Annotated in this window: 22 protein-coding genes and 1 tRNA gene; 11 read left to right on the top strand and 12 right to left on the bottom strand. The window is 61.7% G+C overall.

Going from position 1 to position 24336, the window contains the following annotated elements:
* Positions 1–130: 130 nt before the first annotated feature.
* Complete coding sequence (locus tag DDE77_RS00980; protein ID WP_245895037.1) at positions 131–1657, top strand: sigma-54-dependent transcriptional regulator; 1527 nt, start codon at positions 131–133, stop codon at positions 1655–1657.
* Between the two features lie 270 nt (positions 1658–1927).
* Here the strand turns inward: DDE77_RS00980 and DDE77_RS00975 are convergent, their stop codons facing one another.
* The 3 genes from DDE77_RS00975 to DDE77_RS00965 form a co-directional block, all read right to left on the bottom strand.
* Positions 1928–2890 carry a DMT family transporter gene (locus DDE77_RS00975; protein WP_108395560.1) on the bottom strand — a complete coding sequence of 321 codons (963 nt, stop codon included), beginning with the start codon at positions 2888–2890 and terminating at the stop codon, positions 1928–1930.
* A 22-nt stretch (positions 2891–2912) separates the two neighbouring features.
* Positions 2913–3107, bottom strand: a complete 195-nt coding sequence (locus DDE77_RS00970) for a hypothetical protein (protein WP_108395559.1) — start codon at positions 3105–3107, stop codon at positions 2913–2915.
* Between the two features lie 377 nt (positions 3108–3484).
* Positions 3485–3847, bottom strand: coding sequence for a DUF427 domain-containing protein (locus DDE77_RS00965; RefSeq protein WP_108395558.1), 363 nt, complete (start codon positions 3845–3847; stop codon positions 3485–3487).
* 172 nt (positions 3848–4019) lie between these two features.
* Between DDE77_RS00965 and groES the strand changes: the two genes are divergently transcribed.
* The 3 genes from groES (at position 4020) to DDE77_RS00950 (ending at position 6489) form a co-directional block, all read left to right on the top strand.
* Complete coding sequence (groES, locus tag DDE77_RS00960) at positions 4020–4310, top strand: co-chaperone GroES (protein WP_108395557.1); 291 nt, start codon at positions 4020–4022, stop codon at positions 4308–4310.
* A 49-nt stretch (positions 4311–4359) separates the two neighbouring features.
* Entirely contained in the window at positions 4360–6000 is a 1641-nt protein-coding gene (gene groL / locus DDE77_RS00955) for a chaperonin GroEL (protein ID WP_108395556.1), read from the top strand.
* 255 nt (positions 6001–6255) lie between these two features.
* Positions 6256–6489, top strand: a complete 234-nt coding sequence (locus tag DDE77_RS00950) for a BrnA antitoxin family protein (protein ID WP_108395555.1) — start codon at positions 6256–6258, stop codon at positions 6487–6489.
* 14 nt (positions 6490–6503) lie between these two features.
* Here DDE77_RS00950 and DDE77_RS00945 read toward each other — a convergent pair whose 3' ends face one another.
* From DDE77_RS00945 to DDE77_RS00920, 6 genes are all read right to left on the bottom strand, one after another.
* The gene (locus tag DDE77_RS00945; RefSeq protein WP_108395554.1) at positions 6504–7256 is read right to left on the bottom strand and encodes a TSUP family transporter; all 753 of its coding nucleotides are present in this window, start codon (positions 7254–7256) and stop codon (positions 6504–6506) included.
* An 80-nt stretch (positions 7257–7336) separates the two neighbouring features.
* On the bottom strand, positions 7337–8044 hold the full coding sequence (hisG, locus tag DDE77_RS00940; protein WP_108395553.1) for an ATP phosphoribosyltransferase: 708 nt from the start codon (positions 8042–8044) through the stop codon (positions 7337–7339).
* 97 nt (positions 8045–8141) lie between these two features.
* Entirely contained in the window at positions 8142–9206 is a 1065-nt protein-coding gene (locus DDE77_RS00935) for an ATP phosphoribosyltransferase regulatory subunit (protein ID WP_157959590.1), read from the bottom strand.
* A complete protein-coding gene (gene hisS, locus DDE77_RS00930; RefSeq protein WP_108395551.1) occupies positions 9203–10708 on the bottom strand; it encodes a histidine--tRNA ligase in 1506 nt (501 codons plus the stop codon). The genes DDE77_RS00935 and hisS overlap by 4 nt, the downstream gene beginning before the upstream one ends.
* A gap of 186 nt (positions 10709–10894) precedes the next feature.
* Positions 10895–11155 carry a hypothetical protein gene (locus tag DDE77_RS00925; RefSeq protein ID WP_108395550.1) on the bottom strand — a complete coding sequence of 87 codons (261 nt, stop codon included), beginning with the start codon at positions 11153–11155 and terminating at the stop codon, positions 10895–10897.
* Between the two features lie 355 nt (positions 11156–11510).
* Positions 11511–12143: a DNA-3-methyladenine glycosylase I gene (locus DDE77_RS00920; protein ID WP_108395549.1), complete on the bottom strand. Its 633-nt coding sequence runs from the start codon at positions 12141–12143 to the stop codon at positions 11511–11513.
* 185 nt (positions 12144–12328) lie between these two features.
* Here DDE77_RS00920 and DDE77_RS00915 point away from each other — a divergent pair, with 185 nt between their 5' ends.
* The gene (locus DDE77_RS00915; RefSeq protein ID WP_108395548.1) at positions 12329–12952 is read left to right on the top strand and encodes a L,D-transpeptidase; all 624 of its coding nucleotides are present in this window, start codon (positions 12329–12331) and stop codon (positions 12950–12952) included.
* Positions 12953–13015: 63 nt separating this feature from the next.
* Positions 13016–14842 (top strand): TadE/TadG family type IV pilus assembly protein, encoded by a 1827-nt coding sequence (locus DDE77_RS00910; protein ID WP_170116454.1) that lies wholly within the window; start codon positions 13016–13018, stop codon positions 14840–14842.
* Positions 14843–14854: 12 nt separating this feature from the next.
* Here the strand turns inward: DDE77_RS00910 and DDE77_RS00905 are convergent.
* Positions 14855–14931, bottom strand: a tRNA-His gene (locus tag DDE77_RS00905).
* Between the two features lie 325 nt (positions 14932–15256).
* Here DDE77_RS00905 and DDE77_RS00900 point away from each other — a divergent pair.
* The 5 genes from DDE77_RS00900 to DDE77_RS00880 all read left to right on the top strand — a co-directional run bounded on the left by DDE77_RS00900 (position 15257) and on the right by DDE77_RS00880 (position 22972).
* Positions 15257–17830, top strand: coding sequence for a histidine kinase dimerization/phospho-acceptor domain-containing protein (locus DDE77_RS00900; protein ID WP_108395546.1), 2574 nt, complete (start codon positions 15257–15259; stop codon positions 17828–17830).
* Between the two features lie 153 nt (positions 17831–17983).
* Complete coding sequence (locus DDE77_RS00895) at positions 17984–19465, top strand: ABC transporter substrate-binding protein (RefSeq protein ID WP_108395545.1); 1482 nt, start codon at positions 17984–17986, stop codon at positions 19463–19465.
* Between the two features lie 159 nt (positions 19466–19624).
* Positions 19625–20578, top strand: a complete 954-nt coding sequence (locus tag DDE77_RS00890; RefSeq protein ID WP_108395544.1) for an ABC transporter permease — start codon at positions 19625–19627, stop codon at positions 20576–20578.
* Positions 20575–21414: an ABC transporter permease gene (locus DDE77_RS00885; RefSeq protein WP_108395543.1), complete on the top strand. Its 840-nt coding sequence runs from the start codon at positions 20575–20577 to the stop codon at positions 21412–21414. Before DDE77_RS00890 ends, DDE77_RS00885 begins: the two co-directional genes overlap by 4 nt.
* Positions 21401–22972, top strand: a complete 1572-nt coding sequence (locus DDE77_RS00880) for a dipeptide ABC transporter ATP-binding protein (protein WP_210204316.1) — start codon at positions 21401–21403, stop codon at positions 22970–22972. The genes DDE77_RS00885 and DDE77_RS00880 overlap by 14 nt, the downstream gene beginning before the upstream one ends.
* Here DDE77_RS00880 and DDE77_RS00875 read toward each other — a convergent pair.
* Together DDE77_RS00875 and DDE77_RS00870 are read right to left on the bottom strand one after the other, a co-directional pair.
* Entirely contained in the window at positions 22969–23196 is a 228-nt protein-coding gene (locus tag DDE77_RS00875; RefSeq protein ID WP_108395541.1) for a DUF3072 domain-containing protein, read from the bottom strand. The genes DDE77_RS00880 and DDE77_RS00875 overlap by 4 nt on opposite strands.
* A 42-nt stretch (positions 23197–23238) precedes the next feature.
* A complete protein-coding gene (locus tag DDE77_RS00870) occupies positions 23239–24312 on the bottom strand; it encodes an Mrp/NBP35 family ATP-binding protein (RefSeq protein ID WP_108395540.1) in 1074 nt (357 codons plus the stop codon).
* Between the last annotated feature and the right edge of the window lie 24 nt (positions 24313–24336).

Genomic DNA, 24336 nt, shown 5'->3' with positions numbered 1-24336 from the left:
GGAACCTCTGAGCTTCCGCAAGAGCCGGGATTCGGCCTGATCCTTCTAGCATCGCACCGGGCGAGGCAAAAGCGCCCGTTCCCTTGTCTTCCCAAGCTTGTTGGCAGGCGGGCTCCGGACAAACACGCAAGTGCGGAACGGATTATTTACCCTGTTCATCAACAATCAGGGCAAGCCCGGGTTCGCACAACAACCGGTGCAGGACGACAAGAAAAGGAATGGCGGCATGGCGATGCACTCTCGAACCGATAGCGAAGCCACAGGACGGCTCCTGCTGATCGACCGAGACGAGGATTGTGCCCGCGCCATCACGGAAACGCTGGGCGAGAGCCTGGGTGCCGCAACGCGAATCAGCGTGGTGGCTGGTGGGCGGCAGGCAGCGGATCTCCTGCGCGAGCGGCCGTTCGATATCGTTCTGGCCGATCTTTCGAGCCTGTCGGATTTTTCCGAGCGGACGGATGATGCTGTGATGCGGCTCGTGCGTCTCGCTGAGGGGGCGCTGGTGGTGGCGCTGGCAGATGGCGCCTCGGTTTCGGCGGCTGTGGGCGCCATGCGGGCTGGGGCGCATGATTATGTGGCCAAGCCCATCAATGGACCGGCCATGGTCGCGCGGATCGGGGAATTGGCGCAGCGGCATGGCAAGGCCAAGGCACTGAGCATCGAGGCGCGGGCCGCACAGGGGCTGTCGGATTTCGCCGGGTTTATTGGCGCTTCGAGCGCCATGCAGTTTGTTTACGAGCAGATCGGGCGCATCGCGGCTTCGGCAGCGCCCGTGTTCATTACCGGCGAAAGCGGCACAGGCAAGGATGTGTGCGCCGAGGCGCTTCATAGCCAGGGGCCCAGGGCAAACAAGCGGCTCGTGGCGATCAATTGCGCGGCGATCCCGCGCGACCTCATGGAAAGCGAATTGTTCGGCGTGGCACGAGGCGCCTTTACCGGAGCGCATGAAGACCGCAAGGGCGCGGCAGAACTGGCCGATGGGGGCACGCTGTTTCTCGACGAGATCGGGGAAATGGATCTGTCGCTGCAAAGCAAGCTCCTCCGTTTTTTGCAGACCGGAACGCTGAGCCGGGTTGGCGAAGCGGGGGTGCGCAATGTCGATGTGCGCGTGATCTGCGCCACTAATCGTAATCCCATGCAGCTGATCGGGGAAAAGAAGTTCCGCGAGGATCTGTTTTACCGGCTGCATGTCCTGCCGATCCATTTGCCACCCCTGCGGCAACGGCCCAGCGATATCCTGGTGCTGGCACGGCATTTCCTTGCGAAATATGCTGCCGAGGAACGCAAGGTTTTTGCAGGGTTTTCGGCAGAAGCGGCGGTGACGCTGGCATCAGCGGAATGGCCGGGCAATGTGCGGCAGTTGCAGAATTTGGTGCGGCGGCTGGTGGTGATGTTTGATGGCGGTGAAGTGACCGCCGCGATGCTGGCAAACGCGGATATCGAGTCGCGGGGGACAATTGCTTCGGCCGAAGCAGCGCCGCGGGTGGAAAAGCGCAGTGCGATCTTGCCTATGTGGCAGCAGGAGCAGCGCATCATCGAGGATGCGATTGCAAGCTTTGGCGGCAATGTTTCGTTGGCTGCAGCGGCGCTGGAGATAAGTCCTTCCACGATTTATCGGAAGCGGCAGGGGTGGGCTGAGATGGCGGTCGCGAGCTAGTGCAGTAGGCCTCATCCTGAGCCTGTAGAAGGATGGGGGCGTGGCACCCCGGCCTCCACTCGCTCGACCTCGTGGTTCGACAGGCTCACCATAAGGTCTCTGAGGCTCGGCCCAACTCCAGGGTTCTTCACTTGGAAGTTCTTAAATAAGTACAGAGCCCTCGGGTCGAGCCCGAGGGTGACGATCTGGGATGTGGGGCGCTCCACTCACTCGACCACCTGGTTCGACAGGCTCACCAAAAGGTCTCTGGGCCTTGGGGGACAAGTTGGCTCAGGGCGTGTTGGCTTCGCGGGCTTTTACCCGATCCAAGCCGAGATAGTGTTCGCGCAGGATGACGGCGATGCCGGAGGCGACGATGATCAGGGCGCCGATCAGCATGGTGGGCGTGGGAATGTCGCTGAACACTACGAAGCCGATGATGATGGTGAGGATCAGCGAGACATATTCAAACGGCGCGATCACCGACATGTCGGCATAGCGGTAGCATGACGTGAGCAAAAGCTGGCCGACGCCGCCGGCAAAGCCCGCACAGATCAGCAGGAATGCTTGCTCGGGCGTTGGCATGACCCAGCCGAAGGGGATGGTCAGCAGCGACAGGATCGTGGCGCATATAAAGAAATAAACGACGATCGCTTCGGTGCGCTCGGTTTGCACCAGCTTGCGCACCTGCATCATGGCAAACGCCGCCATGATGGCCGCGCAGAAGGAGGCGATGGCGCCGATGGTGGCGCTGTCATCCATGTTGCCGCTGGAAAATACCGTCAGGCGCGGCCAAAGGATGATGACGACGCCGACGAGCCCGATCAGGACAGCGCTCCAGCGGAAAATATGCACGCGTTCCTTGAGAAGGAGCGCGCTGAACACCACGATCAAAAGCGGCGTCGCATATTGGATGGCGGTGGTTTCAGGCAGTGGCAGGCGCGTCAGAGCGAAAAAGCCCAGGCCCATGGAGACAACGCCGATCAGGGCGCGCAGCACGTGGCCCCAAGGGTTGGCGGTATAAAGCGCCACACGCAATTGCCGCTTCCAGCCGAGATAGGCAACAACAGGCAAAATGGCAAAGAAGCAGCGGAAGAACACGAGTTCTCCCGCCGGAATGGTTTGGGTCGCCTTGAGCAGCGTCGCCATGACCACAAAGGCGCAGACAGAAAACACCTTGAGGGTAATGCCGCGCAAGGGTCCGCCCTGATGCTGTGCGGGGCTGATCGCGGCAGGCGACGCGGAATCGGTCACGACGGTCTCTTTGTTGCCGGGCCTAGCGGCTGGAGGATTGCTCCAGCTTTTCCTTGGCGATCCGCGCGGTGGCGAAAGCCTTGTGCTCGGGGCCGACAGCAGAGCCGGTCTTGACGATTTTGCCGGAAGCGTCGTGGATCTCCCAATGCCAGTTGGCGTTGGGACCGCTGCCGCCCTTGAGGCGCAGCTTGATGGAGAGTGCGTTGTCCTGTGTCATGGGTGCCTTATGGCGCAGCTTGGCGTGGGGTTAAAGGGGGAAAGTGGTTTTGGGGGCGAACGCAAGCGCCGCCCCAGGTGCGGTGATGATCAGCGTGCATGTGGCGGAGCGATGCCCCGGATTGATTTTAGAGTAGTGAGACAAAGCCCCGCCACATGCGATGGGATTTTCTGGCGCGCGCGACTCTGGTCCCTGAGCCTCCCAGAGGCATTGGTGACACTTCCGCTTGCCTGCGGGAATCACGAACATTCCCGCCCCATCTGACCTCCATGCTAGCCGGTTCGCGCGACCCGCTGGGCGCATGGAGGTTGGCAGGCAATGTGCCACGGCCTGCACCATGGGGGAGTAGATGGACAAGTGTGCGCACAGCCGATGGGCTAGACCTCGGAGCGGCGGTACTCGATCTTGTCGCCCCAGAAGGCGAGGTGGTCGCGAATGGGTTCGACCAGCGGGCATGGGTCGGGGTAATACCAGACCTGGTCGGGTCCGTTAGCGGTCAGGGTCTTGATGTTGTAATAGGACGCAACGCCCTTGTAGGGGCAAGTCGTGTGGGTTTCGGACATTTCGAGCACGTCTTCACGTACATCGCTGCGGGGCAGATAGATGCGCAAGGGCGAGCCGGGTTCATCCAGCTCGAGCGCATTGAGGGAACTTGCGATTTCCGCATCGTCGAAAATAACGTGCACCCGCCCCTCGACCGGCCTGATCTTGATATCCTTGTCGAGACATTGACGCGTCATGATTACCTGCCATGGGTTGGAAACTGATCTTTTCTAACGCCTAAACAAGATGATCAGTTCACGCGTCCTTGACTCCTCAGAGGGGCAGCCATATATCCCGTGCACCTTGTTAGCACTCTCTTCGCGTGAGTGCTAAAGGACCAAATTGCATTCAGATGCTATAGGAGCAAACATGAGCTTCCGTCCCCTGCACGACCGTGTGGTCGTTCGTCGCCTCGACAGCGAAGAAAAGACCAAAGGCGGGATCATCATCCCCGACACCGCCAAGGAAAAGCCAAGCGAAGGCGTGATCGTTGCTGTTGGCCCCGGTGCGCGCGACGACCAGGGCAAGATCACTGCGCTTGACGTGAAGGCCGGCGACCGCGTGCTGTTTGGCAAGTGGAGCGGCACTGAAGTCAAGGTCGACGGTGAAGACCTGCTGATCATGAAAGAGTCGGACATCATGGGCATCATCGAAGCCTAAGCGCTTCTTTTGCCTTTTCCCTCCATTTGCACTTTAAGGAGCGCCCTCCATGGCCGCTAAAGAAGTAAAGTTCTCCACCGACGCACGCGACAAGATGCTCCGCGGCGTCAACATCCTTGCTAACGCTGTCAAGGTAACGCTGGGTCCCAAGGGCCGTAACGTCGTTATCGAAAAGTCGTTCGGCGCACCGCGCATCACCAAGGACGGCGTGACCGTTGCCAAGGAAATCGAACTGGAAGACAAGTTCGAAAACCTCGGCGCACAGCTGCTGCGCTCGGTCGCTTCCAAGACCAACGATATTGCCGGCGACGGCACCACCACCGCGACCGTTCTGGGTCAGGCCATCGTTGTTGAAGGCGTGAAGGCTGTTGCCGCCGGCTTCAACCCAATGGATCTTAAGCGCGGCATCGACCTGGCCGTTGACGAAGTTGTGGCTTCGCTCAAGGCTTCGTCCAAGAAGATCACCTCCTCCTCCGAAGTTGCCCAGGTTGGCACCATTTCGGCTAATGGCGAATCGTCCATCGGCGAAATGATCTCCGAAGCCATGCAGAAGGTCGGCAACGAGGGTGTTATCACCGTCGAAGAAGCCAAGACCGCCGAGACCGAACTCGACGTCGTTGAAGGCATGCAGTTCGACCGTGGTTACCTCTCGCCATACTTCGTGACCAATGCCGAGAAGATGACCGCCGTTCTGGAAGATCCAGTGATCCTCCTGCACGAAAAGAAGCTCTCGAACCTGCAGGCTATCCTGCCGATCCTGGAATCGGTTGTGCAGTCGCAGCGTCCGCTGCTGATCATTGCCGAAGACATCGAAGGTGAGGCTCTTGCAACCCTCGTCGTTAACCGTCTGCGTGGCGGCCTCAAGGTTGCTGCCGTCAAGGCTCCTGGGTTCGGCGACCGCCGCAAGGCCATGCTCGAAGACATCGCCATCCTGACCGGTGGCCAAGTGATCTCCGAAGATCTCGGCATCAAGCTCGAGAACGTGACCATCGACATGCTCGGCACCGCCAAGCGCGTTGAGATCACCAAGGAAAACACCACGATCGTTGATGGTGCCGGCTCCCAGGAAGACATCCAGGGCCGCGTTGGCCAGATCAAGGCGCAGATCGAAGAAACCACTTCGGACTACGACAAGGAAAAGCTGCAGGAACGCCTGGCAAAGCTCGCTGGCGGTGTTGCCGTGATCCGCGTCGGTGGTTCTACCGAAGTGGAAGTCAAGGAGCGCAAGGACCGCGTCGACGACGCCTTGAACGCTACCCGCGCTGCTGTTGAAGAAGGCATCGTGCCCGGCGGTGGCGTTGCGCTGCTCCGTGCTTCGAACGCCCTCACCGTCAAGGGCATCAACGCGGACCAGGACGCTGGTATTGCCATCGTTCGCCGTGCCCTGCAGGAGCCAGTGCGCCAGATCGCCAACAATGCCGGTGCCGAAGGCTCCGTGGTTGTCGGTAAGATCCTGGAAAACAACGCCGCCACCTTCGGCTACAACGCCGCAACGGGTGAATATGGCGACCTCGTCCAGCTCGGCGTTATCGATCCGGTGAAGGTGGTTCGTACCGCCCTGCAGGACGCAGCTTCGGTTGCTTCGCTCCTGATCACGACGGAAGCCCTGATCGTGGAAGCCCCCAAGGAAGCAGCACCTGCTATGCCAGGCGGCGGCGGCATGGGCGGCATGGGCGGCATGGATTTCTAGTTCGCGAAAGCGAACTAGGTTTCCTTCTCGCTCACGGGCCGTATCGCGATCGGCAAGCCGCCGATCGCTGCCCCTACGCGAGTGCGGCCGACGGCCGGGCGGCCTTTGCCGCCTAAAGTAAGATTAAGGACTTGGAGGTTCGTTTCTTCCCAGTCACGAACCTTCAAGGAAAGGCGCAGTGGAAACACTGCGCCTTTTTTGTTTGTCTCAGGCGGGTTAGAACCAAATGGGAGCAAGCTCGAGGGAGAGATAAACATGAGACCACCACGGCGCGGCAGCGCGTTTGATCAGGCGGAAGCGGCGTTCAAGGCGGTGACGAGCAAGCCAGCGGAGGCAGCACCCAAGAAGGTCGTGCCGCCATCGGGTAAGGAGATGGTGACGATGCGTCTCGATCGCGCCGTGCTGGAGCACTTCCAGGAGGATGGGCCGGGCTGGCAGGAGCGGATCAATGCGGCCCTGCGCCAGGCGGTGGGGCTGCCGGAGGAATAGGCGCCTGCCCTTCCCTACGGGAAGAACAGAAGCTTGACGGCCATGCTGACGGAAATGACCACCACGAGAGGGCGGATAAGCTTGGCGCCGAAGCGGATGCCGGCGCGGGCGCCGGCATAGCCGCCGATCAGCTGGCCGATGGCCATGGCGATGGCGGCGGGCCAGACGACGTCGCCGGCAGGAATAAAGATCACCAGTGCTGCTAAATTTGAGGTGAAGTTGAGCACCTTGGTGTGGCCCGAGGCGCGGGTGACGCCCAGGCCCAGGAGCGTCACGAAGCAGATGGTGAAGAACGAGCCGGTGCCGGGACCGAAAATGCCATCATAGAAGCCGAGGACGAAGCCGATGGCGGGGACGGCCAGCGCAAATGGCAAGCGAGCCGTGCGATCGGCGTCGGAAAGGCTGGGGGAAAACAGGAAGTAAAGTGCGATCCCGATCAGGGCGACGGGCACGGCGATCTGGAGGAGGCTCGTGTCAACCTGCTTGACGACAAGGGCGCCGATGAGACTGCCGGCAAAGGTGAGCGCAATGGCGGGAACCAGTGCGCGCAAGGAGACATAGCCGCGCCGCCAGAAGGTGAGCGCGGCCATGGCCGTGCCGACCACGCCCTGGAGCTTGTTGGTGGCGAGAGCCGATACGGGTGGCAGGCCAACAAAAAGCAAGGCGGGAATGCCGATCATGCCGCCGCCGCCTGCCACAGCATCCACAAAGCCGGCCAGCATGCCGACCCCCGCAAGCGCCAGAAGGATCATGGGGTCGATAAGCATGGGTCAGCTTTCGGGCGGGTGGCGATTGTGGTGAGACGACCTCGTGGTTCGACTGGCTCACCAAGAGGTCTACCAGGGTTTCAGGAGGCTATTTCGGCGCTGAGTTTGGTGAGGAAGCTGTCGAGCTGGGCTTGGCTTGGTGGTGAACGTTCGGCAGTTCGCGAGACAATGAGGCAGGCCTCGCTTTGGAGCATGACGCCATCTTCAAGGACGCGCAGGCCATTGGCGGCGAGAGTGGAGCCGGTGGTGGTGATGTCCACAACGATATCGGCGACGCCCGAAGCGGGTGCGGCTTCGGTGGCGCCGAGGCTTTCAACGGTCCGGTATTCGGCAATCCCCGCCTTGGCAAAATGCTGGCGGGTTATGGTGATGTATTTGGTGGCGATGCGCATCCAACGGCCGTGGCGGGTGCGGAAATCGGAGGCGACGTCGGCCAGATCGTGCATATGGGTGACGTCGATCCAGGAGTCGGGTACCGCGACCACCACATCGGCATTACCGAAGCCCAGGGGCTTGGCGAAGTGGACGGCGCCGGGGCCCTGCTCGCTGGTTTCGTGGATCAGGTCGCGGCCGGTGACACCGATATCGATGGTGCCGCGAATGAGTTCGCGGGCGATCTCGGAGGCCGGGAAGAAGCGGACGGTAACCTCAGGCATGCCCTCGATGGCGCCCAGATAGGAGCGCGCGCCGCCGGGGCGGGTGATGATCATGCTGTTTTGCGCGAACCATTCGCGGGTGAGTTCTTCAAGGCGTCCCTTGGACGGAACGGCGAGGGTGATGCCGGTCATGCTGTTGACGCCTCATGGATTAGGGCCAGCCTACCCCCACCCTTGATCCCTCCCCGCAAGGGGGAGGGTGTCGACTGCGACATCAGCGACACGTCAGTCATAGCTTAACCTCCGCTTCGAGGCGGTCGACCCAGACAGAGCAACCGGAGGCGGCAATGGGGGCAGTGGCGCCGAGGCGTTCAAGGAGGCGGTCATATTGGCCGCCGGAAGCCAGGATCTGTCCATTTGCGCCGGTCATCTCAAAGACAATGCCGGTGTAATAATCAAGGCGCGGGGAGAAGCTGGCGTCGAAGGTGACACGGGCTTCACCCAGGCCATTGAGATGGCGGCGAATGGCGCGGATGGGGGCGCCGAGCATCAGCTTGTGCTGGCTGGCGAGGGCTTCGATCTGGGTCAGCGCCTGCAAGACGGGGCCGGAGATAGCGAGGTAATCGCGCAGGAGTTTGAGAGTTGCGGCGGGAACGTGGGCGGCGTCGAGGGCTTGCTGTTCGAGGTAGCGGTCAGCGATCTCGGCGGGGCTGCGGCCTTCAGAGAGGCTGAGCCCGGCTGCGACCATTTGGGCGGTGATGTCCTCGATCAGCGCATCGCGGCTGGGCTGCTGTTCGCGTGGCATGTCGGGCGCAGCTTCCAGACGGGTCAGCAGGCGATCGAGCGCTTCGGTGTGGCCGAAGCGGTTGCGGATGCGCGGGCGCCAAGCGTCGGGCATATCGGCCTGGACCAGCAAGGCTTCGAAGAGGCCGACGCCGCCAAGGCGAACATGGGGCACAACGTGGAAAATGGAAAGGGCGGCGCGGGCGAAGGTCAGCACCTGATCAAGCGCGATATCGCCATCGGGCTGGGCGAGGAGTTCGATGCCGGCCTGGTCGAACTCGGCGGCACCGGTTTCGCGCTGGCGGAAAATGGGCCCAAGATAGGAGAAGGCTGCGGGCTTGCCGACGCCATCGGCAATATAGGCTTGAACGATCGGCAGGGTGAAATCGGGGCGCAGGCAGTGCTCGGCGCCAGTCGCATCCGTGGTGAGCAGGAGGCGGCGTCCGAATTCCTCGCCGGCGAGGTCGAAATAGGGATCGGCGGACAGCAACAAGGGCGGCGTTGCGCGCGTGGCGCCCTGGGCCTCCACGAGGGCCTCGAGGTTGGCGCGGCGGAGGGCGGCGCCGGTCATTGCTCGCTCAGCAGTTTTTGGATGGCGCTGACGAGGTCTTCGCGCTTGATTTCGAACTGGCCGGGGCGAGCGGCTTTCCATTCGGCGTTGTCGGTGATGGCAGAGGCGGCTTGTTTGCCGGCGATCAGATCCTTGATCTGAAGGATTCCCGTTTCGCGCTCCTGGGAGCCTTCGATGATAACGGCGGGGGCATTGCGCTTGTCGGCATAGGCAACTTGTTTGCCAAAGTTCTTGGTATTGCCCAGGAACATTTCGGCGCGGATACCGGCATTGCGGAGTTCTGAAACCATGGCCTGGTAGCCGGCCATCTGGTCCTTGTCCATGACGAGGACAACGACAGGCCCGACGGGTTCGGAGGCGCCGAGATTGCCGGTAAGCTTCAGAGCATTGGCCAGGCGCGACACGCCGATGGAAAAGCCGGTAGCCGGGACGGGCTCGCGGCGGAAGCGGGACACAAGGCCATCATAACGGCCTCCGCCGCCGACGGACCCGAATACAACGTCCTGGCCCTTTTCGTTTTGAACCTTGAAGGTCAATTCAATTTCGAAGACGGGGCCAGTGTAGTATTCAAGGCCGCGCACGACGGAGGGATCGAGGATGACGCGGCCGCCGAAGCCAGCGGCGCTGACGAGGCCGAAGATGGAGGCCAGTTCCTGCACACCCTGCAGGCCTGCTTCGGACCCGCCGATGAGGCCGGCAAGCGTGTTGATGGTCGAAACGACATGGGCGTTGCTGCCGCGTTCCACGCCATCGGCCGGGACGCCGCTATCGACATAGGCAAGGATCGGCTCGATCTGTTCGGGGGAAAGGCCAGCGCCCTTGGTGAAGTCGCCACTTTCGTCCTTCCGGCCGGCGCCGAGGAGAAGTTTCACGCCTTCGGTTCCGAATTTATCGAGCTTGTCGATGGCGCGGAGGACCGTGAGCTTCTGCTCGTCGGTGGTGACCCCGGCTGTGGCAAGGACACCGTCGAGCACTTTGCGATTGTTGACGCGTACCACGTATTGGCCGGAAAGGCCTAGCGCGTCCATCACATCGGCCATCATCATGCACATTTCAGCGTCGGCTTCGCCCCCCCCTGCCCCAACAGTGTCGGCGTCAAACTGCATGAACTGGCGGAAGCGGCCGGGGCCGGGCTTTTCGTTGCGGAACACATAGCCCTGCCGATAGGAGCGGTAGGGCTTGGGCAGAGTTTCGAAGTTTTCGGCGAAATAGCGGGCGAGCGGCGCCGTCAAGTCATAGCGCAGGCTCATCCATTGTTCGTCGTCGTCCTGCAGGGAAAAGACGCCGGCATTTGGCCGATCGGTGTCGGGCAGGAATTTGCCCAGCGTCTCGGTGTATTCAAAGAGCGGGGTTTCGACGGGATCGAAGCCATAGCGCTCGTAGACCGCCTTAATCTTTTCGATCATGGCGCCGACAGCCGCGATTTCGCCGGGCGTGCGGTCTTCAAAGCCGCGTGGCAGGCGGGGCGCGATCAGCTTGGTTTTTTGCGTTTTTTCGGTCATCTGGCTGCCTTGGCGAAGTCGCGCCGTTCCTAGCGGATCAAGGGGGTGGAGACAACAGGGGTTGAAACCCCCACCTGGCGTCCCATGTGACGGCGCCTTGCGTGTTGCTGAATCTTGCGCAGGCACCGGCTCCTTTGAGGACGAATTGAGGTGGCTGCGTGCACTGCAGCGCAGCCACCTCCTCTTTTACATCCCGGGTCTCCTTAAGGGGGGCGGGATGGTGACATTGCTTGGGATGTCGAGCCAGTGGGCGGGGCTTGCAGACGGGAGCAGGCCCAGATCTTCCCGCAAATATGCCGGCAGGGTTGCAGGCAGACGCGGACGGTTCCACCAAGCGGCGATGGCTGCGGCAAGCACGGATAGCAAGCCGCGTTGGTGCACGGCATCGGCGATGGAGAACTCGAGGCGCAGAACAATGCTGCCTTGAGGAACAGTGTTGTTGAACATGATGATTTCCGGGACGCGTTTGGGCGCGGGCCGGCCTCTTGTTGATGATGGTGGATGGGCAGGAATCAGGACGCAGAGCGACCCGGTTTCAGCGCATCACGGTTTGGTAGTGGTGGAAGTGTCCATGGCAGGAAAACTGCCGAAGGGCGACGAGCGTGGGCGTTAACCCCAGACGCAATGTCGCGATTTAGAACCGTTGGGGAGCACGAGCATTACAGTCATGGAGTGCCTCCCTCGGGTTGGCGTTGTGGACGTGGCTCTTTTAGCTCGCGACTTCGTGATCCGCAAGCGTAGATGTGGCGGGATGTCGCAGATCGGGCGAGCTGTGGCTGGCGCGCAACAGGGCGGGCCGGGGTCAGGACCTTATGGGGCGGACCAGCGCGTTGCGCTCGGCCTCGGCATCTGCGCGGCAGAAGCAGTTTTCCACATGGTCGTTCACCAGGCCCATGGCCTGCATAAAGGCGTAGCAGGTGGTGGGGCCGACAAAGGCAAAGCCGCGCTTGCGAAGGTCCTTGCTGAGGCGCACCGAGCCTTCAGTTTGTGCAAGCTTGCGCAGGTTGTCCCAGCTCAGATCGCTTGGTCGGTGCTCGGGAGCGGTTTCGAAGGGCCAGAAATAGGCCGCAAGGGAGCCGAACTCCTCCTGAACAGCCAAGGCGCGTTTGGCGTTGTTGATGGTTGCGGCGATCTTGCCGCGATGCCGGATAATACCGGGATCACCCAGAAGCGTTTCTATATCGACTTCGGTCATGGCGGCGACCTTGGGTATGTCAAAGCGGTGGAACACTTCGCGGAAGCGCTCCCGCTTGCGCAGAATGGTGATCCAGGAAAGGCCAGACTGAAAGCCTTCAAGGCAGATCTTTTCAAAGAGCCTTGTGTCCGAGGTGACTGGCCGACCCCATTCATTGTCATGATAGTGCTGGTAAAGCGGATCATCGCCGGCCCAGGGGCAGCGGGGCAAGGCGTCAGGTGCTGCAGCGGTGATGGTCATGGCGATAATGTCCCCTCTCCTCCGATCTACCCCGCAGCTAGATTCAACGCAATCTTAGCGCTGCGCTAACCATCAGCATCTGCAATGGCTTAACCAACCGGCTTCACCGCTCCTTGCCTTTTTGCGGCGCACCATGGGCGCCAGAACTAGCCCAATTGGGCGGCTAACAGAGCGAGGCGATCGGAATGAAACTTGGTATGGTGGTTCGGAGCGCCATGGCGCTTGTTCTCCTGGCGACGAGCATGATCCCGGCCCAGGCGCAGGGCCTTGAGCCCGGCTGGCGCTTCCGGCCACCGCCGGGCATCACCATCGTGCCGCCCAACAAGCCAAGGCATGGCCTTGCCCTGTATGCCAATATGCAGGTCGATCCCGTGTTCCTGCGTCAGGTCGTGCGCTACGAAACGCGCGAGCGCAGCGGCACCATTGTGGTCGATACCACGGCCCATTTCCTTTATTTCGTGCTCGGCGACGGACGGGCGCTGCGCTACGGGATCGGCGTTGCCAAATCAGGCTTTGAATGGGGTGGCACCCATCGGGTGACGCGCAAGGCGGAGTGGCCGAGCTGGACGCCGCCGGCCGAAATGCTGCGCCGCCGGCCCGATCTGCCGCGCCATATGAAGGGCGGACTCGACAATCCGCTCGGCGCACGGGCGCTGTATCTCGGTTCCACGCTTTATCGCATTCATGGCACGACCGAGCCCTGGAGCATCGGGCAGAACGTGTCCTCGGGCTGCATCCGCATGACCAATGACGACGTCATAGACCTTTATGCGCGGGTGCAAATCAACACCAAAGTCGTGGTCTTTTGATAAGGTTTTTCCGACATGGTCGGCGCGGCTCCAGTCTGGGCCAGCCGACTATGGTGGACTGCAATGCGTCGCTTTTTCGAACTGGTGGTACGCTTCCGGCGTGATGAAGGCGGCGCGTTTGCCGTAATCTTTGGGGTTATGGCCATTGTCCTGGTGGCGCTCAGCGGCGCCGTGGTGGACTATGTGGCGCTCCAGCAGGCGCGCAGTCGTGCGCAAATCGCGCTTGATGCCGCGGTGCTTGCCTTGCAGCCGGAAATCAATGAGCGCGGCGTCACGGAAGAATCGCTGCGGCAAAGGGCAGAGGCCATCGTCATCGACCGGATTGGCGATTCCCGCATTGCGGCCAAGGTCGACAGAAGCAGCATTGATCTTGAAACCGGCAGGCTGTTCTTTAGCGGCGAATTCACCATGCCCACCATGTTCGTGAGCCTTGTTGGCGTGAATGAACTCAAATCGGCCTTCAGCGCCGAGGCGATACAAGGTTCGGTGAATTTGGAGGTTTCGCTGTCCCTGGACGTTACCGGCTCGATGGGCGGCTCACGCATCAGAGATCTCAAGGTCGCCGCCAAGGATTTGGTGGACGTCATTCTGCAAAACAACCGCGGTGAGATCAGCGCTAAAATCGCTCTGGTTCCCTATTCCCAGGCAGTGAATGGCGGCAAGTATGCCACCGCGCTGCGTGGGCCTATTCGCGCAGGCAAACCGATCAGCGACATCAATTGGGCTAGCGGATCGAGCAAGCCGATCAGCGCTTTGAGCAATTCAAGCCCAGTCAAGGTCACTTCATCGCGGCATGGCTTCAAGAACGGCGAGTGGGTTTTTATCTCCAATGTCAGCGGCTTCAATTTCGGCCACGTCAACAACAGCGCTTTTCAGGTACAGAATGTCTCTACTGATACCTTCACGCTAAGTGGCACGTCTGCCGTATGGTACGCGAGCTATTATGGCAGCGGCACGGTGGTGAAATGCCTCAGACCCAATTGCACGCCGCAGGTCACATCTAACCAGCATGGCTTCAAGAACAACGACTATGTCGCGTTCTCGGACGTACAGGGCATGACGGGGCTGAACGGAAACGCTTTCCTGGTCAGCGATGTCACCGCCAACACACTGATCCTGAACGGCGCGTCGGCAGGCGGTGGCGGCAGCTATGTGGCGGGAACGGGCAAGATGCATTGTACCTGGCAAAATGCCAGCGAGGGCTGCGGCTTTCTTGTTTACCCCACGCAAGCGCGCACGCAAAACATCGCGGAGGTTACTAACTGCGTAACCGAGCGCGCGGGGCCCAACGCTCTCAACGACCAGCCGCCGACCACCACGCTTGTTGGCCGGAACTATCCACCGGATCGCGATTGTCCAAGCAGTGCCATCATTCCGCTGACGGACCGCAAAGCTGACCTCGTCAAAGCCATTGATGAGCTGCCAGCGACCGGCACCACTGCGGGCAGCCTGGGTATCCTTTGGAGCTGGTACATGCTGTCGCCCAAGTTCGGTTATGTTTGGGAAAATGCGCAGCCGGCTCCCTATGGTGACAAGGAAACCTTGAAGGTTGCCATCATCATGACCGACGGCGACTTCAACACGGTGCATTTCGATGGCGTGCTGTCGCGTGATTCCAATATCGGCAGTTCCGCCATGCGGCACGCCAACATTGCCCACAACGGCGCACCCTATGTTCAAGCCAAGGCTTATTGCGACGCCATGCGTACAGCAAAAATAACCGTCTATACGGTAGGTTTCGATATCGGCAATGGCACCCCGGCCGCTAACATCATGGCTTACTGCGCCACCGAGCCGGCCAATTATTACGCTGCCGAGAACGGTGACGAGCTCAAAGAGGCGTTTCAGCAGATTGCCCGCAATATCTCGGCGCTGCGGCTTACCCAATGATCTGGTGGGAAGTGGTACCGCCTCCCCGGATTGAACGGGGGACCTCTAGATCCACAATCTAGCGCTCTAACCAACTGAGCTAAGGCGGCATCTGCGTTTGGGAGGGCCCTTGCGGCGCGCTCCGAAAGCGGGCGGAACATAGGGCGATAAATCGGCAATGACAAGCACCGATTTCGTCCTTGTTAAAACACAAATGGCGGCTAATCCGCAGGCGGATTTCCCTCAATGACTTGCCTGGCAAAGGCTGCATGGTGGCGATTTAACCATGCAGGCACATCAACACACCGCAAATGCGGGCTTTGCTGGACCCTGCGCAGCCGGAGCGGTATTGAAGAAGTCCTAAAGGTGGCGCAGCAATTGTGCCGAAATGGCACGCTTTTGCGGTGACCGCGTGACGGAGTAGTTGAGTTTTAGATGGACGGTGACTGGATCACATCGCCAAGCGCCCGCCGCGTGCAGCAGCACGGGTCGGATTCGCGTCCCGCTTGGCTGTGGTCCGCCGATGGCGAGACGCTGTTGTGGTGCAATCCGGCAGCGGATCTGTTTCTGGCAAAACTCAAGAAAAACGGGCTTAGACGCGCCGCCCTCGCGGTTCCGATTAGAGGCCAGGTGGCGCGCAATATCCGGCTGGGCTCGCCCGGGCGTACCAGCCTTGCCCGCATCCAGTTCTTGGCGGGCGACAAGCCGGCATCGAGCACCTGCGCCACAACGCCGCTGGTGTGGGAAGATGGTAATCTCGCACTGCTGATTGTTGCGGTTGATCCGATTGCGCCGGAGATCATGGACGCGGCGCGGCAAATGGGCGCGATGGCAGAGCCTAAGCCCGTCGAGGTGCAGGAGCCGGCTGGAGCTGAGGAATCACTGCCCGCTTCAGAGCCCGTGTTTGCGGAAGTGCCGCAGGTTGAGCCGGTTCAGGAGCCCGAGCCGCACAAGCTGCCGCCTTTGGTTGAGCCGTCCTTGGAGCAATTGGCTGCGCCGCAAGAGCATGGCGATGAGCTGATATCGTCCGTAGACGAGACGGAGGCGGTTACTCCTGCGGATGAGTCTTACCAGCGCGAACTCGAGAATTGGCGTGACGCAGAAGGTGATTCTGCCCAACCCGAAGAGGCTGTCGAGCCGAGCGGGCCTGCTGATATGCCAGCGGATGAAGGCGATGAAGAGCCCCAGGCACAGCCGACCGAAACGAGCGAGCCGCAGCCCGGCACGAGCCGGTTGAGCCGGCTGGTGGATCAGTTGGCATCGGATGGCGCGCTTTATACTCCGTTGACCGATGCGGATGATAATTTTGAAGGCGCAACTGCCCTGCCCGACCTGACCTCAACCGATGCGGCCATCACCGAGGCTGAAGCGGACCTGGAGGATGTGGCAGCGCTTGATGGCGATGGCGCGGTTGACACTGAAGCGGCTCCGGAGCCCGACGCCTCTGAGCCGGAGGCGGCCGAGGACGTCGAGGCAGTTGAGCGCGTCTCGCGCTACAATTTCGACGAGCTATCGCGCATTCTCAACGATCGCGTGGGCGAGTTGTCACCACCGCCGCGAGCCGTAAGCGAGCCGCAGCGTGGTGGAGCGCTGATTAATCTGGGCGGCGAAACGCTGGTGCTGAACCGCTTGCCCTTGGGCATCCTGGTGTTCCGCGACCAGCAGGTGCTGTTTGCCAATCGGGCGATCACCGAGATGGTGGGCTACCATTCGGTGGAGGCGCTGCGTGAAGCGGGCCTGGCGGCGGTTTTTCCCGCAGCAGGGCCGGAAGGACAAGAGGCTGGGCCAGTCAATCACCTGGTGCAGCGCGACGGAACGCTGGTGCCGGTAACGGCGCGGCTGCAATCCATTTCCTGGCAGGGGCGCCCTGCCCTGATGCTGTCGGCCAGCGCTACCGAGGTGCGCACCGGGCATGAAGCGGCCGTTCGGGCCTTTGCGCAGACGGCGGCGGATCTGCGCGGCGATGGGTTCTTTGAAGCCACGCGCACTGGTGTTCTTAGCGCCGTTACGCCACGGGCGGCCAATCTGCTGAATGCTGGTGGGCCGCTGGAAGGCAAGGCGCTGTCTACATTGATCGCTCCGCGCGAAGTGCCGGCCCTGCGGGAGTTCCTGGAGCGTCCAGCGCGGTTCGCTGAAAGCGAGCGGCCTTATCTGAGCCTGCATGCGCAAGGGGGCAATGCCGAGATCGTCCTGTTTGCGCAGGGACAGGCCGGTGTCGTCACCAATTATTTCGGCTTTGTGCGCGGGCGTGATGCCGTGCCGGCCCGGATTGCCGCGCCAGCCGAAGCCGATCCGGCGCTTCTGGCGCGGATCAGCCGAGGCGTGCGGCGGCCGCTCAACACCATTATCGGCTTTGCTGAATTGCTGCGCTCGCAGGCCTTTGGCGGGCAGCAGGACAAGCCGTTCGAAGGCTATGCGCAGGATATCGCTGCGGCCGGGCAGGACATTGCAGCGCTGATCGATGAGCTGGACAATTATGCCCGGCTGCGGGACGGGCGGTATTTGCCGCAGCGGGCCAGCATCAATCTGACATCACTGCTAGAGAGCTGCGTTCTGCGCATCCGCCACCAGGCCAATAGCGCCCGCGTGATCCTGCGCAACGCGATCTCGGAGAGCTTGCCCCGGATCACGGCCGACCAGGCCTCGCTGGAACAGGCTGTGCTGAACCTTCTGGCTAGTGCGGTGGACCAGAGCCCCACGGGCGGCGCCGTGGTGATCTCGGCCAAGCTCGAGGAAGATGGCAGCATATCGGTGCATGTGCGGGACAGCTCGAGCAATGCCGTCGACATGGCGGAACGCTTCGTCGTGTTCCGCGATGGCGTGGGGCGCGATGGCAAGGCGCTGGCGCCAGTACGCTCCAGCGTGGGACTGGCGCTCACCCGCTCGCTGCTGGCGGTCAATACCTTCTCGCTGTCGGTTGATCCGGCGGGCGAACGTGGCCTGTTGTTCACCCTCATCATCCCGGCCGATCAGGTGGAAGACCAGACGTCATCGGGCGTAGCAGAATAAGGGCGTGCAACGCCCCGCCTTGGCGAAGTCATTTTCCGGTCATTCTTGCTACGGGGCTGGCGGATCGTAGGAAAGTATAACAGGGAAGGCCGCTGCCATGTTAGTGGCCCTGCCCTATATGATGCCGCAATTGGGCAGTCTGGGGGATAATCGATGACCAATCTGATGAAGTCGCTGGGCCTGGCTCTAGCGCTTGCAGGCGCAATGGCGGGAACGGCACTGGCGCAGCCGAGCGAAGTGCGCATCGGCGTGGCGCTGGAGCCACCGATTCTTGACCCTACGGCTGGCGCGGCCGAGGCCATCGACATTGTCGTGTACCAGAACATTTTCGAGGGACTGACCCGGATCGACCAGAACGGGGAGGTGCAACCGGGCCTTGCGCGGGAATGGACCATTTCTCCCGACCAGCTGACCTATACCTTCAAGCTCGCAGAAGGCGTGACCTTCCATGATGGCACCGCATTTGATGCGGAAGACGTCAAGTTCACCTTTGAACGCATCCTAGCCGAAGACAGCGTCAATGCGCACAAGGAATTCTTTACGCCCATTACGGCGATGACAGTGATCGATCCACTCACCGTGGAGATGACGCTGGACCATGTGGTTGGGCGATTCCTGTTTGATTTGGGGCGCGGCGATGCGGTGATTGTGGCGCCCGAAAGCGCCGACAATAATGCCAATGAGCCCATCGGGACCGGGCCCTTTGCCTTTGTGCAGTGGAACAAGGGCAGCCGCGTCGTGCTCGAGGCTTATGGCCCCTATTGGGGCGAGCCGGTGCATCTGAGCAAGGCGACCTATGTGTTTATCAGCGACACCTCGACCATGACCAATGCCCTTCTTGCGGGCGATGTGGACGGCACCAACAATTTTGCAACCGAAGCGCTTGGTGTTTTTGAAGGCAATCCGCAGTACCAGATTTTGGTGGGGACCACCGAAGGCGAAACGATCCTGGGGACCAACAACCGCAAGCCGCCTTTCGACAATCTCAAGGTGCGGCAAGCCATGGCTCATGCGCTTGACCGGCAGGCGATCATTGATGGTGCAACTTATGGCTATGGCACGCCCATCGGGGCACCCTTTGCGCCGCACAATCCCTATTATGTGGATTTGACCGGCACCTATCCCCATGATGTGGAAAAGGCCAAGGCTCTGCTGGCGGAAGCCGGCTTCCCCGATGGGTTCAGCGCGACGCTGAAGCTGCCGCCGGTTGCCTATGCGCGGCTAAGTGGGCAGATCATCGCCAGCCAGTTCGCCGAAGTGGGCATCAAGCTTGAGCTGATCAACATGGAATTCGCGCAATGGCTGGACGAGGTCTACACCAACAATGATTTCGACCTGACCATCATCAGCCATGTGGAGCCGTTCGACATTGGCAATTACGCCAACCCGGACTATTACTTCGGCTACGACAACCCGCAATTCCAGGCGCTGATCACCGAACTCAATGGCACCACCGATGAAGCGCGGCGCAAGGAACTGGCTGTCGAGGCGCAGACGATCCTCGCCAATGACGCCGTCAACGGCTACCTCTTCGAGCTGGCGCAGACGGGTGTCTGGAACGCCAAGCTCACCGGCATGTGGCAGAATTCGCCTATCGAAGGATTGGTGCTGCGGGATATTCGCTGGACGGAATAGGCGCAGTTTGAGCGCCGCACGCCCCCCCCTCCCACCCTCCCCCACAAGGGGGGAGGTGCTGATCGGTGACTGTATACCGATAGGGGCAGCAGCTCTAAACGGCACCTTGCCCTTCGCCGGGAAGGATGGGAGGGGGGGTGCCTTGCCCCTGCCCGCTGTTTGATCGTTTTTGCCCTTCGCCGTACGCTTGGCTTTGCTGCAACGCTGCTTCTGGCGGCGCTCGCGATTTTTTTCCTGCTGGACCTGCTGCCAGGCGATCCGGCGCAGTTCATCCTCGGCATATCAGCCACGCCGGAAAAGCTCGCCGTGCTGCGCACGCAATTGGGGCTCGATGCGCCGGCGCATGAGCGGTTCGTCGGCTGGGTTTGGGGCATGCTGCAGGGTGATTTTGGCACCAGCTATACCCAGCAGGCGCCTGTCGCCGGTTTGATCTGGGAGCGGCTAGCCGTGACGCTGCCGCTGGCGGGCTTGGCCATGATCCTTTCCGTTCTGGTGGGCTTGCCGCTGGGGATCATCGCGGCACGCTGGCGCGGCAAGGGCGTGGATACCTCCATAATGGTCTTAGCCCAGATGGGTGTGGCCGTTCCCAGTTTCTGGTTCGGCATGTTGCTGACCCTTCTTTTTGCCGTGGCCCTGCGCTGGCTGCCGCCGGGCGGCTTTACGCCCTGGAGCGAGAATCCTTTATTGGCGCTGCGCGGCCTGGTGCTGCCCAGTATTGCCCTGGCGCTGCCGCAGGCGTCGATCCTGGCGCGGGTGATGCGCACGGCGTTGGTGGATGTGCGCGGGCAGGACTTTATCCGCACGGCACGCGCCAAGGGGCTGACCATGGGCGAGGCGATCTGGCGTCATGGGGTGCGCAATGCCTTGCTGCCGGTGCTCACCATTTTGGGGCTACAGCTTGCGATTTTGATCACGGGCACGATCATTGTCGAGAATGTTTTCTACCTGCCGGGCCTGGGGCGGCTGATCTTTACTGCCATTGGCGAGCGCGACCTTGTGCTGGTGCGGGGCGCGACCATCATCCTGGTTCTGGCGGTGACGGCAACCATGCTTCTGACCGATATTGCCTATGCCTTGGTTGATCCGCGCTTGCGCGAACGGAGCCCTTCGTGAGGCGCGTGCTGGCTCACCCAAGCCTTGCCATCGGGCTTGCGGCGACCTTGCTGTTCGCCGCGCTCGGGTTGCTATCGCTTGCTTGGACACCCTACCCTATCGAGCAGATCGTCATCCCCCGCCGCTTCCTTGGTCCATCGCCAGAGCATTGGCTGGGAACGGATCATCTGGGGCGGGACATGGCTTCGCTCGTGATGTCGGGCACGCTCACGAGCTTTGTGGTGGCGGCGCTGGCTGTTGCAATTGGCGCCGGGGTCGGAGTGCCGCTCGGCCTTGCGGCAGCGGCATGGGGCGGGCCGGTTGAATGGCTGGTGCTGCGCCTGTCGGATTTTGTTTTTGCATTTCCGGCAATCGTCGTTGCAATCCTGATCACCACGCTGGTCGGGCCCGGAGCCAGCAATGCGGTTGTGGCTATCGGCATTTTCAACATTCCCGTATTTGCGCGGGTGGCGCGGGGCGGAGCGCTGAGTGTTGCAACGCTGGACTTCGTGGCAGCGGGACGTTTGGCCGGGTTGGGGAATGCTGCCGTTGCCTTCCAGCACCTCTTACCCAACATCATGAGCCTTCTGATCGTGCAGGGAACGATACAGCTTTCGCTGGGAATCCTGTCCGAGGCGGGGTTGAGCTATGTGGGCCTGGGCACGCAGCCGCCGGACACGAGCCTGGGTCTGATGTTGCGCGATGCGCAGAGCCTGTTCCTCCTTCACCCCTGGCTGACGCTGGTACCGGGGCTGTGTATCGTGCTGATCGTTATCGCCCTCAACATTGCCGGCGATGGCCTGCGCGATGCTATCGATCCGCGGCTGCGGCAGAGTGAAACCAATGTCACTGCTTGAGGTCCGCGAACTTTCGGTGCGCTTTGGCGGGAGCGAGGCAGTTTCCGATTTGAGCTTCGCCGTAGGGCGCGGGGAGCGCTTCGGGATTGTTGGCGAGAGCGGTTCGGGCAAGACGCTGACGGCGCTCGCCATTACGGGATTGCTGCCTGAGGGTGCAGAGGTTTTCGGTAGTATCGCGCTCGACGGCGAGCCCCTTCCCAGCGACGAACGACAGATGGCGCGGCTGCGGGGCAAGCGGATCGGGCTTGTTTTCCAGGAACCGATGACCGCGCTCAACCCGCTGGTCCGAATTGGGGAGCAGATCGAGGAAGCCATTTCGCTCAATGGTGGCGACGAGGGGCCTTTGGATGTGTCCCGCCTGCTCCAAGAGGTGGGGCTGGAACCCCGGCATGGGCGGCGCTATGCCCATCAGCTTTCGGGCGGGCAGCGCCAGCGGGTGATGATTGCCATGGCGCTTGCCGGGCAACCGGACCTCCTGATTGCCGACGAGCCGACTTCTGCGCTCGATTTGGTGACCCAGCGCAAGATCCTGGATCTGATTGCCGAAATTTGTGCCCGGAGGGGCATGACGCTTCTTTTCATCAGCCATGATCTCAAAGCCATCGCCGCCTTGTGCACGCGCGTCATGGTGATGCAGAAGGGACGATTGGTTGAACTTGGCCCGACCGAGCGGGTGTTCCGGGCGCCTGAGGCTGAGTATACGGGCAAGCTCGTCGCTGCATCGCGGTTCGATATTCCCGACGGGGCGCGGGTGCCCGGTCCGGAATTGTTGAAGGTCGAGGGGGTTAGCCGCGAGTTCCGGCAAGGGGGCTTCCTGCCGTGGCGGGGTAAGCCGCTGCGGGCGGTAGACGAGGCGAGCTTTTCCATCGGGACGGGGGAGTGCCTGGCGCTGGTGGGGCCTTCGGGCTGTGGCAAGACGACATTGGCCAAGATCGTTGTGGGGCTTGATACGGCGAGCAGTGGCGGCCTGCAGTTGGAGGGAACGAGCTATCGCGGTCGCGACCTGCCCAACGCCCTGCGGAGGGATGTGTCGCTGGTGTTCCAGGATCCGTTTGGAAGTTTCAATCCACGCATGACGCTTGGCCGCTCGCTGATGGAGCCGTTACGACTGGCGTCAGGGCTGACGATTGCGGAGCGGCTCGAGCGGGTGAGGAATGCTGTCCGCGCGGTGGGCCTGGATACTGGCATGCTGGAGCGCTATCCGCATGAATTTTCCGGGGGGCAGCGGCAGCGGCTGGCCATTGCACGGGCGCTGGTGACGCGACCCAAGCTGCTGGTGCTGGATGAACCTGTGTCCGCACTGGATGTGTCGGTGCGGGGCGAGGTGCTGGCGCTTTTGGCACGGCTTCGGGCGGAGTATGGCCTCACCTATCTGCTGATCAGCCATGACCTTGATATGGTACGGGCCATGGCTGATCGGGTGCTGGTGATGGAAGCGGGGCGGATCGTGGAACAGGGAAGCCCGCAGGAGCTTTTTGCTCATCCCAAGCACCGGATGACACGGGAATTGGTGGCAGCAAGACTGCCCGAGATCGGCGCCTCGCCGGCCAAGATTTAGGCTTCAAGCCCTAGTTTCTGCCGCAGCGCGTCGATGCGCTTGGAGGCTTCGGCCTTGGTCAGATCCTCGGCAAACGCCGTGTCATCATGCGCCTGTTCACTCAGGGTCTTGAGATAGGAGCCCTGCGCGCCGGTCATCGGCTCGTCGCCCGTGGTCCAATCGTCCGGGTCTTTTTCAGTGTTGGTGTTAGGCGTGTCGGCGACTTTGGGATTGGTTGTGGACATAGGGAACCTCGTTGCTTGTTCCCATAATGTTCTGGTCGCTGCTCAGTTCCGCAGCGTGGGTGTGTTTGACAGGATTTGCTGGGCGATAGTGCGGAAAGCCTGGGCTTCAGGGCCAGTCGGCCGGGCAATCACGGGAGGCTGGCCGGCGTCGGAGCCTTCGCGAATGGCCATCACGAGCGGAATGGCGCCGAGGAAAGGCATGCCGAGCGTTGTCGCAGCCTTTTCGGCGCCGCCCGAGCCAAAGATATCGTAGCGCGTGCCGGTATCTGGAGCGATGAAATAGCTCATGTTTTCGATGAGGCCCAGGAGCGGAACCTGGAGGCGCCGCAGCATGTCGATCGCCTTCTTGGCGTCAATCAGGGCCAGATCTTGGGGGGTGGAGACGATGACGACGCCGTCGATTTCGGTCTGCTGGAACAGAGAGATGTGGATGTCGCCGGTGCCGGGCGGCAGGTCGATGACGAGGATGTCCAGATCGCCCCAGGCGGTTTCGCGCAGCAATTGGCGCAGGGCCGCCGTGGCCATGGGGCCGCGCCAGACAACCGCCTGATCCTTGACCAACATGGAGCCGATGGACATGGCCTTGAGCCCGAACACGTCGTGGGGTGCGAAGATGCCGTCGTCGCGAATGGCGGTACGGTCGTCAATGCCCAGGAGCTTGGGGAGCGAGGGGCCGTAAAGGTCGGCGTCCAGGATGCCCACGCGCAGGCCCTCGGCCTGGAGCGCCAGAGCCAGGTTCACGGCGGTGGTGGACTTGCCGACGCCGCCTTTGCCAGAGCCTACGGCAATGATGTGCTTGATGCCGGGCACCTTGGTCTTGCCGGCGGGAACGGGCTTGCCGTGGGAGAAGGTGGGGCCGGCAGGCGGCTTTCCGCCAGTCAGCGACACCATGATCTTGCGGGTGCCGGCGATCTTTTGGGCAACCTGTTGGGCCTGCTCGCGCACGGGCCCGAAGGCGGCTTCCATGCCGGGTGCTACGGCGATCGCGAAGGCTACGGCGGAGGGCGTTACGATGATTTCCGATAGGCCGGAATAGCTCGCCAGATCGGCGCCGCCGGGAATTTCAACGGCAGCGAGTGCGGATTTGATGGCGGCAGCGAGTTCGGTATCGGCCATGGTGGTGGTGCGGGCCTCCAGAGC

The organism is Devosia submarina, from assembly GCF_003056345.1.
GTDB classification, from domain to species: Bacteria; Pseudomonadota; Alphaproteobacteria; order Rhizobiales; family Devosiaceae; genus Devosia; species Devosia submarina.
Note: the sequence above shows the minus strand (reverse complement) of the source record. Positions and strands in the feature narration are given on the sequence as shown.

What these genes read in the sequence shown, in the direction of transcription:
- DDE77_RS00970 (WP_108395559.1), bottom strand. Translation starts at nt 3,107, where the DNA reads ATGACACAGGACAACGCACTCTCCATCAAGCTGCGCCTCAAGGGCGGC.
- DDE77_RS00965 (WP_108395558.1), bottom strand. Translation starts at nt 3,847, where the DNA reads ATGACGCGTCAATGTCTCGACAAGGATATCAAGATCAGGCCGGTCGAG.
- groES (WP_108395557.1), top strand. Translation starts at nt 4,020, where the DNA reads ATGAGCTTCCGTCCCCTGCACGACCGTGTGGTCGTTCGTCGCCTCGAC.
- groL (WP_108395556.1), top strand. Translation starts at nt 4,360, where the DNA reads ATGGCCGCTAAAGAAGTAAAGTTCTCCACCGACGCACGCGACAAGATG.
- DDE77_RS00950 (WP_108395555.1), top strand. Translation starts at nt 6,256, where the DNA reads ATGAGACCACCACGGCGCGGCAGCGCGTTTGATCAGGCGGAAGCGGCG.
- DDE77_RS00945 (WP_108395554.1), bottom strand. Translation starts at nt 7,256, where the DNA reads ATGCTTATCGACCCCATGATCCTTCTGGCGCTTGCGGGGGTCGGCATG.
- hisG (WP_108395553.1), bottom strand. Translation starts at nt 8,044, where the DNA reads ATGACCGGCATCACCCTCGCCGTTCCGTCCAAGGGACGCCTTGAAGAA.
- DDE77_RS00935 (WP_157959590.1), bottom strand. Translation starts at nt 9,206, where the DNA reads ATGACCGGCGCCGCCCTCCGCCGCGCCAACCTCGAGGCCCTCGTGGAG.
- hisS (WP_108395551.1), bottom strand. Translation starts at nt 10,708, where the DNA reads ATGACCGAAAAAACGCAAAAAACCAAGCTGATCGCGCCCCGCCTGCCA.
- DDE77_RS00925 (WP_108395550.1), bottom strand. Translation starts at nt 11,155, where the DNA reads ATGTTCAACAACACTGTTCCTCAAGGCAGCATTGTTCTGCGCCTCGAG.
- DDE77_RS00920 (WP_108395549.1), bottom strand. Translation starts at nt 12,143, where the DNA reads ATGACCATCACCGCTGCAGCACCTGACGCCTTGCCCCGCTGCCCCTGG.
- DDE77_RS00915 (WP_108395548.1), top strand. Translation starts at nt 12,329, where the DNA reads ATGAAACTTGGTATGGTGGTTCGGAGCGCCATGGCGCTTGTTCTCCTG.
- DDE77_RS00910 (WP_170116454.1), top strand. Translation starts at nt 13,016, where the DNA reads ATGCGTCGCTTTTTCGAACTGGTGGTACGCTTCCGGCGTGATGAAGGC.
- DDE77_RS00900 (WP_108395546.1), top strand. Translation starts at nt 15,257, where the DNA reads ATGGACGGTGACTGGATCACATCGCCAAGCGCCCGCCGCGTGCAGCAG.
- DDE77_RS00895 (WP_108395545.1), top strand. Translation starts at nt 17,984, where the DNA reads ATGACCAATCTGATGAAGTCGCTGGGCCTGGCTCTAGCGCTTGCAGGC.
- DDE77_RS00880 (WP_210204316.1), top strand. Translation starts at nt 21,401, where the DNA reads ATGTCACTGCTTGAGGTCCGCGAACTTTCGGTGCGCTTTGGCGGGAGC.
- DDE77_RS00875 (WP_108395541.1), bottom strand. Translation starts at nt 23,196, where the DNA reads ATGTCCACAACCAATCCCAAAGTCGCCGACACGCCTAACACCAACACT.
- DDE77_RS00870 (WP_108395540.1), bottom strand. Translation starts at nt 24,312, where the DNA reads ATGGCCGATACCGAACTCGCTGCCGCCATCAAATCCGCACTCGCTGCC.